Below are 15,927 nucleotides of genomic sequence, written 5' to 3' on the forward strand. Positions count from 1 at the left end.
TTTTATACTTTTGCTTTAGAAAAATCGCTTTTATACTATATGATACATTTTTTTTATGAGCTTCCTTTTGAATTGCCACAGGAAGAAGCCGATTTCCGTCGTTGGGTGCAACTCATCATTGCCTCTGAACGCAAAAAAGAAGGGGATATCAACTATATCTTTTGCGATGATACCTACTTGCACAAGATTAATGTAGATTATTTGCAGCATGATACCTTGACGGACATCATTACTTTTGACTATGGCAAGGATAACCTGCTCTCAAGTGACATCTATATCTCTATAGATCGCGTGCGGGAGAATGCCCAGTCCTATGGGGTGGATTTCTCCGCGGAGCTACTCAGGGTAATGGCGCATGGAATCCTGCACCTATGTGGCTATAAGGATAAAACCGACGAAGAATCCCAACAGATGCGAGAGAAAGAAGAGGAGAAAATGACACTTTTCTTAAAATAGAAAAAACCTTTGAGCCATAGCGGCTCAAAGGTTTTCTTATGCTAAGGGAGGAAAACTAGTCCTTCATACGTTCTACGTAGGTACCTTTCTCAGTTTCTACTTTGATACGGTCTCCTTCGTTGATAAAGAGCGGTACATTTACAATAGCACCTGTCTCTACCGTTGCAGGCTTGGTGGCATTGGTAGCTGTATTTCCTTTTACCCCTGGTTCTACATGAGTTACAGTAAGAATCACATTGGCAGGCATCTCCACTGAAAGGGGCGTTTCATCTTCGGCATTGAATATAATCATTACCACTTCCCCTTCTTTGAGTAAGTCTGGGTAGTCCAACATATCACGGCGGATATGCACTTGGTTAAAGTCCTCTACGTTCATGAATACAAGCTCTTCGCCCTCTGGGTAGAGATATTGGAACGAACGTGTCTCCACACGTACATCGTCTATCTTGTGCCCGGCAGAGAAAGTGTTGTCAATGGTTTTTCCTGTGGTAACACTCTTGAGTTTTGTTCTCACAAAAGCAGGCCCTTTCCCAGGCTTCACATGGAGAAATTCGATGATTTTGTAAATGTCATGGTTGAAACGGATACATAATCCTTTTTTAATATCAGCTGTACTTGCCATATTTATTTAAATATATTTATTTGTTTACTAATTACTTAAGGCTTCCTACCATATCCTCAGGGCGCACCCAAGCATCGAATTCCTCTGGGGTTACATAGCCCAAGCGGATTGCTTCTTCGCGTAGGGTAGTGCCATTCTTATGAGCGGTATTGGCGATTTCAGCCGCTTTGTAGTAGCCTATCTTGGTGTTAAGGGCGGTAACAAGCATTAGGCTATTGTTAACCAACTCTTTGATACGTGCATAGTTAGGCTCAATACCTGAAGCGCAGTGCTCTTCGAAACTTACAGCTGCATCCCCGATAAGGCGGGCGGACTGTAGGAAGTTAGCACAGATCACAGGCTTGAACACATTTAGTTCATAATGTCCTTGGGTAGCCCCTACACTGATGGCTACATCATTACCCATCACTTGGGCAGCAACCATCGTAACAGCTTCACACTGAGTAGGGTTTACTTTTCCTGGCATGATAGAGCTACCTGGCTCATTGGCAGGAATCAAGATTTCCCCGATACCACTACGAGGGCCAGAGGCCATAAGGCGGATATCGTTGGCTATTTTGTTAAGTGATACGGCGATTTGCTTGAGCGCTCCATGAGACTCTACCATGGCATCGTGAGCGGCCAAGGCTTCAAACTTGTTCTGAGCCGTTACAAAAGGAAGTCCAGTGAATTGAGCTATATATTTGGCTACCACCACATCGTATCCCTTAGGTGTATTGATACCTGTACCTACAGCAGTACCACCCAAGGCCAATTCGCTTAGGTGTGCAAGGGTATTTTTCAGTGCTTTGATACCATGTTCTATTTGGGATACATAGCCAGAGAACTCCTGACCGAGGGTAAGGGGAGTGGCGTCCATAAGGTGGGTACGTCCTATTTTTACCACATCTTTGAAAGCCTCTGATTTTTTCTGTAGGGTATTTTTGAGTTTTTCAAGACCTGGGATGGTAGTCTCCACTACCATTTTGTAGGCTGCGATGTGCATACCAGTAGGGAAGGTGTCGTTGGAGGACTGTGATTTATTCACATCGTCATTGGGTTGGAGTACTTTTTCCCCTTCGCCTATTTTTCTCCCTGCCAGAAGCTGAGCGCGGTTGGCGATCACCTCATTTACATTCATATTGGACTGAGTACCAGAGCCTGTTTGCCAGATGACCAAAGGGAATTGATCGTCCAATTTGCCTTCTAAGATTTCGTCACATACTTTAGCTATTAAGTCTCGTTTTTCTTCGGAGAGTACGCCCAATTCGAAATTGGCATAGGCGGCCGCTTTCTTTAAGTAGGCAAAGCCATAGATCACTTCCTTAGGCATAGAGGCAGGAGCCCCTATTTTGAAGTTGTTACGAGAACGTTCTGTTTGTGCCCCCCATAGCTTATCGGCAGGCACTTTCACTTCACCCATGGTGTCTTTTTCAATACGATATTCCATTGGTATATAGTTTTAATGGTTTTTTTCCAAGATAAAAAAGCATCAGTTTTTCATGACACAAAAGTATATTTTTTTTCTTAGACCACCAAATTTTTTTCAAATATTTTTATTTCTAATATTCTCTTACTCAAGTTTCGCAAGCTGTTTTTCAAAATCCCCTCAGTTCCTCCTCCAGCCCCTTTCGAAGGAGGGGAGAATTAGCGTATTAGAATAGCTGTTTATCCTCCCCCGGCCCCTCGGAAGGAGGGGAGAATTATTGAGTTTAATCAGTGTAAATTCTTTGTATAAGTCTGATTATTTGTCTTCTATAATGTATTATTCCGATTTCACACTCTTAGCCCCCTTCCTTCGGAGGGGGGTAGGGGGGAGGAATTGAGGGGAGAATTAGCACATTTATGCAGTGTAGCTTCTTTGTATAAGTCTGAATATCTGTATTCTATAACATATATTCCAATTTTTCACACTCTTAGCCCCCTTCCTTCGGAGGGGGGGGTAGGGGGGAGGAATTGAGGGGAGAATTAGCACATTTATGCAGTGTAGCTTCTTTGTATAAGTCTGAATATCTGTCTTTTATAATGTATTATTCCGATTTCACACTCTTAGCCCCCTTCCTTCGGAGGGGGGTAGGGGGGAGGAACTGAGGGGGAATTATTGAGTTTAATCAGTATAAATTCTTAGTATAAGTCTTAATTTAAGTTTCGCAAGCTCTATAACTTACAGATTCTCAAAACATCCCCCCTACCCCCCCTCAAGGGGGGAGTTAGTAAGTAGTAGAGGTTCAATAAGTTATAGAAAGAATATTTTCCAATTAGACAAACAAATTAGGCTATTTCAACGCCCTTAAAGCTCCCCCTTTGGAGGGGGGTGTGGGGGAGGTTTTTACAAATAATTGATTATTAGTTGTTTATAATTACAATAATAGCCTAAAAATAACTTGCGAAACTTAAGTAACATATATTCCGATTTCACACTCTTAGCCCCCTTCCTTCGGAGGGGGGTAGGGGGGGAGGATTTGAGGTAGATAGGATATAAGAAAGAAATAATTCTGACAATCAATAAGTTATAGTCTTTACAAAACCTGAATTAACAATTTAAAATTAATAATTAACAATTAACACTCTTTTCTGTTGAAAAAAAAATTATTGTGTTTCAAAATAAATCAAAAAAATATAGTACTTTTGCGCGACAAATTTAAAAAGTACTTTTATCATATGAATGATGTGAAAAAGCTATCGCAATACATACGTAACTTTTTGATTGTTACGTTGTTATTATTGTCGGCGGGAACACTATTCGCCCAGGGAGTGGTTGTTACTTCTGTAACACCTCAGCCTGCTTCGGTGGATTTTGCCGACACTAATTTCCAAATGGACTTGGAGGTAGGCCTTACCTTACCCGCGGGAGTTACTACCGCTGAGGTGAAAGTAACCTTCGCCACAGGTTTGGAGTATGTTTCTGTAACTAAAGGAGCGGGTGCCATTTCAGTGGTACGCAAGACAGGAGATACTGATAACAAGGCACCTACCTTTACTGTAACTGGTACTGCGGGGGCACCTTTGCTCTTTACCGTAAAGAAAAAGGTCACCCAGGCGGCCTTAGCCAGCTTTACCACTGCAGGGGTGCAGTTCTATGACCAAGTATCGGCTACCCCTGCGGGGCCTAATAGCAATAAACAGTCTACCGCTTACAAGCTTAACTGGCCTATATTGCAGATTACCTTAGATATAGGTGCCGTTACCGAGACGGTAGGAACTTATACCCATAGCTTCACTGTTAAAAATACTAGTGAGTTTAAGCTCAAGGAGATCTATTTCTCAGTGGCTTATCCAGCGGGTATAGAGAAGGTAAGCCTTACCGCTCCTTCAGGCTATACCCTTGCCGCAGTAGGGACAGTCCCTACCGGCAAGGGTCTCCCTTCTGAAGGCAAGGACTTGTACAAGCTCACCAAGGCAGGCAGCTTTGCTGCTAATGAGACCATTACCCTTACTGAGAAATATGAGGTAAAGGTTTGTGGATCAAATAGCAAGCAGGTTAACTATACCCCTTATTGGGGGCCTTCCGCTACGGAATTGTATTGGAAGGATGAAATTAACACGCCTGCATCTAGGACAGTGAATTTGAAGGCAGTGAATACCACTATGGCGCAGACCGGTAGCCAAGATAATTATTTTGAGTGGAAGGATGGCATCTGTGGAGCGATAGTCGGTACCTCCTATATAGGCTATAAAAACACTTCTGCAGATGGTTCTACAGCCTATAAGAATAAAATTCGCATAACAACAGGGGGTTATATTCCTACCAATATAAATATTATTGCCTCAGATAATACCAAAATTCTACTCAGTCCAGGGGATGGGACTAATAATATCACTTTGGATCTTAATGATTTGGCTGCTTTGTCTGTAACTGCTTTAGCAGGAAAGGATGTAGGACTTACCGATGAGGATCATGATGGTTTTGCCGATGACCTTAAAAAGGATGCGACACTAAGAATCTGTTATGATCTGAAGACTAGAACAGGGGCAACGACCTTTACTTGTGCTAATGTTATTACTAATTTTAACTCAAACGATGTGATTACGAGCTTCTTTGAAGATGCTTGTGGCCAAGAAAAGAGGGGAGTCCTATATAACCCACAGAACTTTGGACGTGAGTTTACCTTTACCGATGGTTCTGCTCAGCCGGCCCAATTGGTAAAGAATCAGGCAATAGATGGGTATCTGATGCTCTCCTATTCGTACCTTAGCGCTTATCAGAGGTATAAGGGACAGAGCTGGGCGAATAATGAAATACGCTATCGCTACTATGCCAAATTACCCCAAGGGGTGAAGATGAAGAACATCCGCTATTATTATGGGCAAGACCCCAATGATAGAACGGTTCCTTCGGTAGCTATCTCCGATATCCCCGCAGGAGGAGTATTGGACTATACTGCCCTGACGACCAACTATCCGGTAGGCACTCCTGATGATATAAAAACAAATAGGAAGCCAGGCTATATCGCTTATGAGTTAGAACTCTCTGACTGTACAGGAGTGGGTACAACAGGCAATTTGGAATATCGTATTTCTATCTTAGATAAGAATGGGGATGGTACTTTCTGTGAGATACCGAGGGTATGCGTAACCAAGGCGATTAGTATGGGTTGTCCTACGACTACTTGTGTTCATAAAGGGCCACAGATGCTCTCCACCAAAGTAGAACGTGCCGACGATTCCTATGGCTGGACGGATGCTACTATGACCCATCGGGTGGTACGTACTGATGTAACGGCCAGTCAGCGCCGCCGTGCCTTATATTTGGATCATATAGAGGTGATCTCCGAAGGCCAACAGTCCAATGCCGGGCCTACCGACAACCTCTATTACTATATGGCTGTAGCCAAAACAGCCGAGCTTGAACCCAAGAGTATCAAGGTAAAGGTAGGTAGCTATGAGACTACCCTACAGGCTTCTGCGGTGGTTTCCCGCACCCAAGATGCCCAAGGAAAATACTTCCTTTGGAACCTTACTTCTGCACTCCCTGCAGGGGTGTTGGCTGCTAGTCAGACCTTTTCTGTAGTGGCAACTTACCAAGTGATGAATGCTAATATTCCAAATGGTACTACTTATGCCAAGGATATACAATCCGGACAGACTTCCTTCTTCTATTCCTTGGATGATAAGACCGATACCAATATGAATGCTCAAGGATACCATACAGCTCAGCAGCATTGTGGGGTGGATCTCATTCCTGTCTTTAACATCATAGAAACCTATACCAAATTAGCATCCAATGGATTTACCCCTGAAGCTTGTAATGAATATGCTTTAGGAGGAAGTATGATGTACTCCACACGTACCACACTTAGTACGGATAATTTTACGGGAGAATATCGCCCTGGTAGGCGTATTAAGAAAATCACAATCAAGATGCCACTCTCATACCGCATCATCAGGGATAAGGTGACATATAGTTACAATGCAGTTCCTTCGGATGTTTCTAATAACAATAGGCCTTCAGTTCCTATTCCTTTAAACAAATGGACAATGAGCGAAGGGAGCGAACGTGTATATACCTATACCAACCCTAGCAATACGGCGGATCCTTATTACCTCCCTCCGGGAATGGTAACTATGAAAGGAGTCTATGCGGAATTCCTACAACCTGTTATACAGCCTTCTTGTAGTACAAAAGAAGCTACTAGTATTTTTGCTCCGTCTGATGATACTGATGCAAAAAAACAGGCAGCCCTAAAGGCAGCGGGTCAGAAAGCAAGCATAGAGGTGGAGTTTGAGGATTACTATTACCACTATGCCCAAACGGCTCAGCAGGCTCCTGTTGTGAATAATGGTTTTGAAAACCCTATGTGGTATAGCAATAAGCCACAACTTGTCATCAATGCAGAGGGTCAGGGGCTTTCCTTTATTGCCAATGAGACAGAGCAGGAAGCGCGCTTTAGCCTATCAGTACCGCCGGGAAAACCCAATACATTTTATGCTTGGGTTTCTATACCCGATGTGCCAGGTATGGAAGTGCTCAGCCTACAGGAGACCAATGCAGCAGGGGTTCCTCAAGGCACCCCCTTTACACCCGAGACGATCTCAGGGGAAAAGATGTTTCATGTAAGTCAACTTATTACAGCTACTAAGAAGTACTATACAGTGAAGTTCAAGCTTACTAACTGTATGTCTGCTCTTAAGTTTAAGCTCTATGCGGGTTGGAACTGTTCGGGCTACCCTACAGGAGGTTACCGTACTACCTGTGCTACCTCTTCAGGAACAGAGGCTTATAAAGAGTTCACCATAACCCCTTCCAATGCCCAAAAGCAGATCACTGCTGCCAATACCAACCCAGGACAGCCTGGCTATGCACATCATGGATTAGACAACAATAAAATCTCTATGTGTCAGGATACCCCCTATACCTATACCATTAAGAGTGCAGGAACAGGAGATATCTTTAAGGCCAACTTGGTGGTACGCAAGAAACCAGGACTTACCATCCGCAAGGTGCAGGTAGAATACGATGGAGTTGTATATGATACCATAGTCTCCAATCCTAAACATATAGGAATAGAGCGCAATGGGGATGTTACCACCTACAAGCTAGAGGACATCCTCCCTGGGGGCAAGCTCCCAGGCTCGCTCAATGAGGCCAACCCTAATAAGCAGCAACTGAAACTTACCTTCAGTGTCTTGCCTACTTGTAACTTTAACATTGGTTCCTCCTTTGACATTGATATCGTAGGGGAAAACTTCTGTGGAGGCCCTGCCACCGGTCAGAAGACCGAGGAGATGGTCGCAGGAATCATAGGGGCTAACTCCGACTATACGGCAAACAATACCCTTACTTACCACTCTGGCAATGCCAATATCTGTGCTGGCTTGGGCGGTACAGGAGCACGCTATCACGGACGTACCCAAATCAATATCACTGGTTCGGCACAACGTACTGGAGCTACGGGGCGTCTTTATATCCATGTACCTAAAGGATTTAAGTATAAAGTAGGCTCTTTCACGCCTTTAACTACACCACCAAGCTATAACGAAGGGGCAACAAATTTCACCGTTACCCCTCCTACCGTATTGAACTACAATACTATAGGAGATGAAACGGAAGTAGAGATACAGATACCTCAAAACCTTAAAAATGGTCACTATTTCGAATATGAGTTAGAAGTATATCAGGATATGAATATTCCTGCTCAGGATTGTGACCAGGCCGCTAAGCTCAAGTACTATACAACTGATAAGATTACCAACTTGGCTTGTCCGCTCTTGCCTTCTCCTAGTATATGTCATGATGTAACCATTATCACAGGCGAAGAGCAAAAGGTAGCGATTCATACCGAGCGTGCCGAGTTGGCTATCACTCAGGTGAAGACCACTTCCGAGATTGTCGCAGGACAGGAGAAAGTAACCTTCAAGTATAAGGTGAAGAACAACAGTACTACTACTGCTCATAATACTATCCTCAAGGTAGCCCTTTATAAGGATGCCAACAACGATGGGGTCTTGGAAGATAGTGAGTTGGTAGATACCTTTACCGATGGGGCAGCATTACCAACTGGTGGAGAGCAGGAGTTTACACACGATAAGCTCTTGCCACATACCGATATTTGCCGCTTGTACTTAGTAATTCGCAACAAGGACAACAACTGTCTCTGTAGCGATGTGAAGGTTGCCGTGCCATCACCAGAAACAATTACCGGCCTGATGGACGATCAGAATGGCTGTGAGAGCAACCCTTATACCTTTGCCCTCAAGCCAGGGGTACCTACCTATGACAGCTATACTTGGGAGGCGGTCTCCCCAGCTGATGGATTGAGCTACCTATCGGCAACTAATATAGCGACTCCAGTCTTTACCTATAATGGCGCTAAACTGACTACTGATACAGAGTTCAAGTATAAGCTCAAGATAACCCGACCTAATGGTGGTTGTGAGTCTGCCCAAGAGGTGAAACTCACTGTAAAACCAGCACCAAGTATCACCACCCAGCCTATAGCTCCTGCCAATCCGTATTGTACAGGTACTACCGCTACCTCTCTTTCTGTGGTGGCCAATACCCATGGCGTAGCAGGTACCCTCTCTTATGAGTGGTACGAAAGTATTACCAATGCCTATAACGGTACTCTAAAAGGTAGTAGCCCGACCTTTATACCTCCAACCAATGCAGATGGTATCAAGTACTATTATGTAAAGGTAAAGAACACAGGTTGTGGAGAGACTTTGAGTAACATCATAATGGTAAAAACCAACGCCACTCCTACCCAACCCACGGTTGCCCAAGATCAGCCAGCGGGCTGTGGTACGGTAAGCACGGCCAATGTGACTAACCACAGCAGCTATGCTTCCGGAATTACCTTCAAGGTGACCAAAGGGGGAACTCTAGTGAGCGCTACAGTGGCTTCCAATGGTAGTATCAATGGTATCTCCGAGGCGGGCACTTATGTAATCAAAGCCGTGAAGGACGGTTGCGAATCAACAGGTACAACCTTTATAATAGATGCTAAGAAGCCAGTGCCAGATAAGCCAACCCTTACCCTCACTGCAGAAAGCTGTACCAGCGCTACCATAGCCAAGATTACAAACCATGCCGCGGGGAAAACCTATACTTTCGTCAAATCAGACAATAGTACAGGAACCGTTTCAGTGGACAGTACAGGTAAGATTACCAGCCTTCCAGTAGGTAAGTATAAGATAAAAGCCACCGAGGGAGGTTGTACCTCCGAGCTTTCCGATGAGTTCGAGATCAAGGCTCAGAAGGCTGTCCCTGCCAAGCCGGCCATTACCCTTACGGCAGAGACCTGCGCAAGCCCTACCATAGCTAAGATTACCAACTATGATCCAAACCAAACCTATTGGCTTAATGGCACCCAACTTACGGTAACTCTTACGGGAGAAATTCAGAGTCTTGGGCTAGGTAGCCATACTATTACCGCTAAGAACGGTAGTTGTGAGTCAGCCGCTTCAGATAGCTTTACGATCAAAGCCAAGAAGGTAACGCCAGTCAAGCCAACGGTAGCCGAAGATACAGCTGCTACTTGTAGCGCGATCAGTACGGCTAAAGTGAGCAACTATAATGCTAATTTCACCTATACCATTGTCGAGTCAGCCAACACTAATAATACAGTAAGTACTGCTTCAGTAGTAGCAGGTGGTAAGATTACAGGGCTTCCAGTAGGTAAGTATAAGGTAAAAGCCACCAAAGACGGCTGTACTTCTGATCTTTCCGATGAGTTCGAGATCAAGGATAAGAAACTGACCCCAGCCAAGCCAATAGTAGCCGAAGATACGGCCGCTACTTGTACGGCTATCAGCATCGCAAAACTTACTAACTATGATGCCAACTTTACTTATACCTTCATCAAATCGTCTGATGGCAGTACGGTAAGTGGGGTAACTATGGCCTCTGATGGTAAGATTTCTGGCCTTGCAGTAGGAAAGTATAAAGTTAAAGCTACCAAAGACGGCTGTATCTCTGATCTTTCCGATGAGTTCGAGATCAAGGGTATAAAACCAACGCCAGCGGTACCAACCGTAAGCGAACATACCGCGGCTACTTGTGCTGCAATTAGCATCGCCAAGCTCAACTATACTAGTGGGTTTGACTATATCTTCGTCAAATCGGACGATAACACCGAAGTAACAGCAACTTCAGTGGATAACACAGGTAAGATTTCAGGTCTTTCTGTAGGTAAGTATAAGGTAAAAGCGAAGAAAGACGGTTGTGAATCAGCCCTTTCTGCTGAGTTTGAGATCAAGGATAAGCTCCCTACCCCTGCGGCTCCTACCATAGGGGAAAAGACCGCTGCTACTTGTACGGCAATAAGCGTAGCAAAAGTAGATAACTATTCCAGCTATTCAGCTACAGATGTCTTTGCCATATTAGATAGTAGCAATACAGTGGTAGCGACAGCTTCGGTAGCATCAGATGGAACAATCAATGGTCTTACCACAGCAGGTACTTATAAGATCACAGTTACCAATACTCAGGGTTGTACCTCAACCGAGGCGACTATTACAATAGCAGATGTATTACCTGTACCTGCTACGCCAACACCAACAGCTACTCAGTCGTTCTGTAATAGTGCAACGGTAGCGGATCTTGCACTACAAGGTACAGATATCAAGTGGTATGATGCAGCTACTGGAGGTTCGCTCTTGACAAGTACTACATCGCTTGTACATAATAATAAATACTATGCAGCTCGTACCTTGGGTAGTTGTGAAAGCCCTCGTGCAGAAGTAACGGTTAAGATTATATCCTTAGCTCAACCAACACTAGCAGCAACGGCTGTAGCCCCTACTTGTACTGCTGAGGGGAAAGCTAAGATCACTAATTATGATCCGAATGCTACTTATACCTTTACCAAAGCGGATGGTACGGCCGTTACAGAGACCATTACCATAGCAGCAGACGGTATAGTAACAGGTCTTGTGGCAGGCTCTTACAAAGTAAAGGCTTCTAAAGACGGTTGTGAAGCGACTTCAGCTGATTTCCAAATAGCCGATAAGCTCCCAGCCCCTGCGGCTCCTACCATAGGAGAGAAGACTGCCGCTACTTGTACAGCTATCAGTGTAGCCAAGGTAACCGACTATGACAATGGCCTTACTTATACCATTAAGGACAGTGCCAATGCTACAGTGGGTAATGTAGAGAATGATGGTACCATCAGCGGTCTTACTGCGGCAGGTTCTTATAAGATCACCGCTACCAATACGCAAGGTTGTACCTCAGCCGAGGCAACAATTACGATAAACCCAGTGCAGGCGGCACCAGCCAAGCCAGCCATTACGCTAACCCCTGCCAGCTGTACCAGCCCAACAGTGGCTAAGCTTACCCAGGTGTCAGGACTAACTTTTTGGCATAATGGTACCCAGTTGACGGTTAATCCGATTACCCATGAGATCATGGGTCTAGCCCCTGGTACTTATACCATTACGGCTAAGAACAATGACAATTGTGAATCGGTAGCTTCTGATAGCTTTGAGATCAAGGCGCAACAGACAGCCACCACCATTACCACTCATCCAGCAGGGGCTACTTACCAAAGAGGAGCCGACGCAACACTGCTTGCAGTAGTGGCCACTGGTGAAGGTACCCTCAGCTATAAGTGGTATAAGAATACGGATAATAACAACACCTCTGGCACTGAAGTAGGGGATAACAATCCAAGCTATAAGCCAGCCACCGACACCGTAGGAAGTCTCTACTACTGGGTAGAGGTAACAAGCGATTGCGGTGCAGTAAAGAGTACCGTAGCTGAAATCAAGGTAGTAGAAGGGGCACCTACCATAGAGGCCAATGACGACCCTGATACGACAGTACGCCGAGGCCAGGAAGTAGCCGTACTTGGCAATGACAAGGTCAACGGTAATCCTGCAACCCCAGCCGATGTGGATATCACCATTTCTAACGATGGCGGCCTTACAAGAGTAGGGGTAAACCCAGCCACTGGTAAGATTATGATACCTAATGATGCAGCGCCAGCCACTTACGAGATTACTTATAAAATCTGTGTGAAGAATCAGCCAACCATCTGTGATGAGGCTAAGGTGAAGATAACAGTGGAAGTACCGACCCTTGCCCTCAAGGCGGTAGATGATGACTTTGGTAAGATTCCTAATGCAGTGGATTATACCACTGTAGCAACGGTATTCTCTTCAGGAGTAGATACCATGGAAGGGGTCGTAGGTAACCTCTCCCCAGAGCGTGATGTGGTACTGACTCCAGGGGCTGTAACACGAGACGGAGCGGCTATAACAGAAGGTATTACCATGAATCCTAACGGTAGCATCACTGTAAAACGCGGTATGCCTAAGGGTACTTACACCTACGAGTATACAATATGCCAAAAAGATGTACCTACCAACTGTGATACGGCTAAGGTAAGCTTTGAAGTTATAGAAGCCCATATCTTCGCCAAAGATGATGGTGTATGGGAAGTAGGTACCGAAGGCGCACTAACCCCAAGTGTCTTGAACAATGATATTATAGGCGAAAGAGTGGGTATCGCTCCTTCCGAGGTAAGTATAACAAAAACCAATGGTAAGCCTGTGATTGATGATACTAAGATGGTGATGAACGAAGACGGCCGTATCTCAGTGAAGAAGAACATACCAGAGGGTACTTACACGTATTACTATACGATTACAGAGAAGGCCAATATCTCTAACACCGCCAGTGCGGCAGTAATCATAAGGGTAGTGAGCTTCTCTGCTCAGGATGATGAGTTTGATATTACCAACGATAAGACCAAGGAGTTCAAAACCGAAAGTGTCTTGAAAAACGACGAACTCAATAAGAAGAAGAACCCATCACCAGTAGACGATGTGATCTTGACCAAAGGCGAGGCTAAGGATAGCGAGAGAAACCCAACCAATGCTCTTACCATGAATGACGATGGTACGATCACCATAGCACCCAACACGCCAGACGGTGTCTATACCTATACGTATACGATCTGTAAGAAGTCAGCACCAACAGAGTGTAAGAGTGCCGAAGCGGTGATTAAGCTCTTGCCTGCTTTGATAGCCAATGATGATGACTTTACCGCCAATCCGATCAACCCGCTTGTAAAAGAGGGTATCGCAGGAAATGTCTTGGACAACGACCGCTATGCCGATGGTAATGCCTTAGAACACTTGGATAAGGTGGAGATCACTATGTTGGAAGGCCAAGAATCACGCGCTAATATAGAACCTAATGGTAATGTAGTGATCCCACAAGGCGCTCCCGCAGGGGAATATACCTTGACTTATAGCCTCTGTATGAAAGATCACCCAACCATCTGTGCTGAGGCTAAGGTGAAGATAGTGATATTGGAAGACAAACCGATAGTGATCCACAATGGTATCTCTGCCAATGGTGACGGTGTGAACGATGGCTTTATGATAGAGCATATTGAGGGGTATCCTAAGAATAACCTTAAGATATTCAACCGTTGGGGTGTATTGGTTTATGAAAAGGACGGTTACACCAACAGTGAGCCATTTGACGGCCATTCTAATGGACGTGCGACCATAAGTGCCGATAGCAAGCTCCCACAAGGAACTTACTACTACATCTTAGAGTACCAAGATACAGCCGAGCAAACCCATACCAAGAAAGGTTGGTTGTACCTCAAGTACTAATGACAAGTGACTAACGACAAGTGACTAATGACAAATCATTACAGATTCGTCATTAGTCATTTGTCGTTAATCATTGGTCAAAAGAAAAAATAATCAGGCAATTTGTTTGAAATTAGGAGATAATTTCATAACTTTGTACCTAATAAATCAAGGAAAAAATGGAACAAAATCAGCAAAACAAAAGTTATCTACTCCCTATTCTAATGATGTTTGCGTTATTCTTTATGATCGCCTTCGTTACCAACTTACAGAGTCCAATGGGAGTCATCGTAAAAAGCCAATTCGGTGCCAGTAACTTTCAGGCACAATTGGGAACCTTGGCCAACTTCATTGCGTATGCTTTTATGGGGATTCCCGCCGGGCAGATGCTACAGCGAATAGGCTATAAGAAAACAGCACTGACGGCCGTAACGGTTGGCTTTGTAGGGGTGTGTATCATATTCCTATCGGGAGCAATGGAGAGTTTTGCCATATATCTCACAGGTGCCTTTGTGGCGGGCTTCTCTATGTGTATGCTCAATGTAGTGGTCAATCCTATGCTCAACACCTTAGGTGGAGAGGGCAAGCGAGGCAACCAACTGCTACAGTTCGGTGGCGCACTCAACTCTATGGGAGGTACAATTGTTCCTGTCTTTGTAGGTTACCTTATAGGGGAAAATATAGAAAAAGCCTCTATTGACAAGGCCAATCCTGCCTTATACTTGGCCATGGGTACCTTTGCTTTGGTATTTATCGTGCTTTCTATGATGCAGATTCCAGAGCCTCATATTGTAAAGAAAGTAGAGGATAAAGCAAAAGATCCTCATAGTGCTATGTCTTTCAGACACTTTGTCTTTGGGATCATAGCCATTTTTGTATATGTAGGAGTGGAAGTGGGTATTCCTGGAATAGAGAACTATTTCATGACTGCCAAAACGGAGCACGGCGGCTTAGGTATCGATGCCACTACAGCGGGTTCAGTAGTAGGTACCTACTGGTTCCTCATGTTTGTAGGCCGATTTGTAGGAGGAGCCTTAGGAGCTAAGTTCTCCAGCAAGGCCATGCTTTCCTTTGTAGCTTCCTTAGGCTTATGCTTTGTGCTATTGGCCATATTCTTACCTACTGACATATTGGTCAATATGCCTGTATTCAACAAAAACATATCCTTTGGTTTAGCTCAAGTACCTGTTACTGTGATGCTCTTAACCCTCTGTGGGCTATGCACTTCTGTGATGTGGGGAGGTATCTTCAACTTAGCCACTGAGGGCTTAGGCAAATACACAGCTGCCGCTTCAGGTATCTTCATGGTTATGGTATGTGGGGGTGGTATTCTCTCCACTCTTCAGAGCTATGTAGCGGATATCTTCGGCTATGTACAAAGCTATTGGGTAGTGATCTTAGGCCTCGCTTATATCCTATACTATGCCCTTGTAGGTAGTAAAAATGTAAATAAAGATATAGTAGTTAATTAATGCCTTAATGATTAATTAATGCTACTAATGATTAATTAGAACCCTCTTAATCCCCTAAGAGACAACAAACTCATGTCTCTACAAAGAAACGCTAATGAAGAACCCTCATAGCCAACCCTTTGTAGAGACATGTGTTTATTACGCCCCTAACCCCCCAACCCCTTTCTTAAATACTTAACACTATTTTTTATTGTATAAATTCTTACTTCTCACCCCTCCTTTTCTTGACTTTCCTATCCTAAATGTTGTAATTTTGCAGCGTTATTCAGTGGTTGTTAATCATTATTGGCATTAATCATTAATCATTATTGGCATTAATCATTAATCATTATTGGCATTAATCATTAA

Annotated in this window: 5 protein-coding genes; 3 read left to right on the forward strand and 2 right to left on the reverse strand. The window is 44.3% G+C overall.

Going from position 1 to position 15,927, the window contains the following annotated elements:
• Window positions 1-39: 39 nt before the first annotated feature.
• Entirely contained in the window at window positions 40-456 is a 417-nt protein-coding gene (gene ybeY, locus HMPREF9331_RS00655) for an rRNA maturation RNase YbeY (protein WP_009642586.1), read from the forward strand.
• Window positions 457-511: 55 nt separating this feature from the next.
• Here the strand turns inward: ybeY and efp are convergent, their stop codons facing one another.
• A complete protein-coding gene (gene efp / locus HMPREF9331_RS00660; protein WP_009642588.1) occupies window positions 512-1,078 on the reverse strand; it encodes an elongation factor P in 567 nt (188 codons plus the stop codon).
• Between the two features lie 31 nt (window positions 1,079-1,109).
• The gene (gene fumC / locus HMPREF9331_RS00665; protein WP_009642591.1) at window positions 1,110-2,507 is read right to left on the reverse strand and encodes a class II fumarate hydratase; all 1,398 of its coding nucleotides are present in this window, start codon (window positions 2,505-2,507) and stop codon (window positions 1,110-1,112) included.
• Between the two features lie 1,211 nt (window positions 2,508-3,718).
• Between fumC and HMPREF9331_RS00670 the strand changes: the two genes are divergently transcribed.
• Window positions 3,719-14,128, forward strand: coding sequence for a T9SS type B sorting domain-containing protein (locus HMPREF9331_RS00670; RefSeq protein ID WP_147293022.1), 10,410 nt, complete (start codon window positions 3,719-3,721; stop codon window positions 14,126-14,128).
• 158 nt (window positions 14,129-14,286) lie between these two features.
• On the forward strand, window positions 14,287-15,579 hold the full coding sequence (locus tag HMPREF9331_RS00675; protein ID WP_016419271.1) for an MFS transporter: 1,293 nt from the start codon (window positions 14,287-14,289) through the stop codon (window positions 15,577-15,579).
• Window positions 15,580-15,927 lie beyond the last annotated feature (348 nt).

The sequence above is a fragment of the Capnocytophaga granulosa ATCC 51502 genome, assembly GCF_000411115.1.
Taxonomy (GTDB): Bacteria; Bacteroidota; Bacteroidia; order Flavobacteriales; family Flavobacteriaceae; genus Capnocytophaga; species Capnocytophaga granulosa.

Coding starts and splice junctions, on each gene's coding strand:
- fumC (WP_009642591.1), bottom strand. CDS start 2,507: ATGGAATATCGTATTGAAAAAGACACCATGGGTGAAGTGAAAGTGCCT.
- HMPREF9331_RS00675 (WP_016419271.1), top strand. CDS start 14,287: ATGGAACAAAATCAGCAAAACAAAAGTTATCTACTCCCTATTCTAATG.
- HMPREF9331_RS00670 (WP_147293022.1), top strand. CDS start 3,719: ATGAATGATGTGAAAAAGCTATCGCAATACATACGTAACTTTTTGATT.
- ybeY (WP_009642586.1), top strand. CDS start 40: ATGATACATTTTTTTTATGAGCTTCCTTTTGAATTGCCACAGGAAGAA.
- efp (WP_009642588.1), bottom strand. CDS start 1,078: ATGGCAAGTACAGCTGATATTAAAAAAGGATTATGTATCCGTTTCAAC.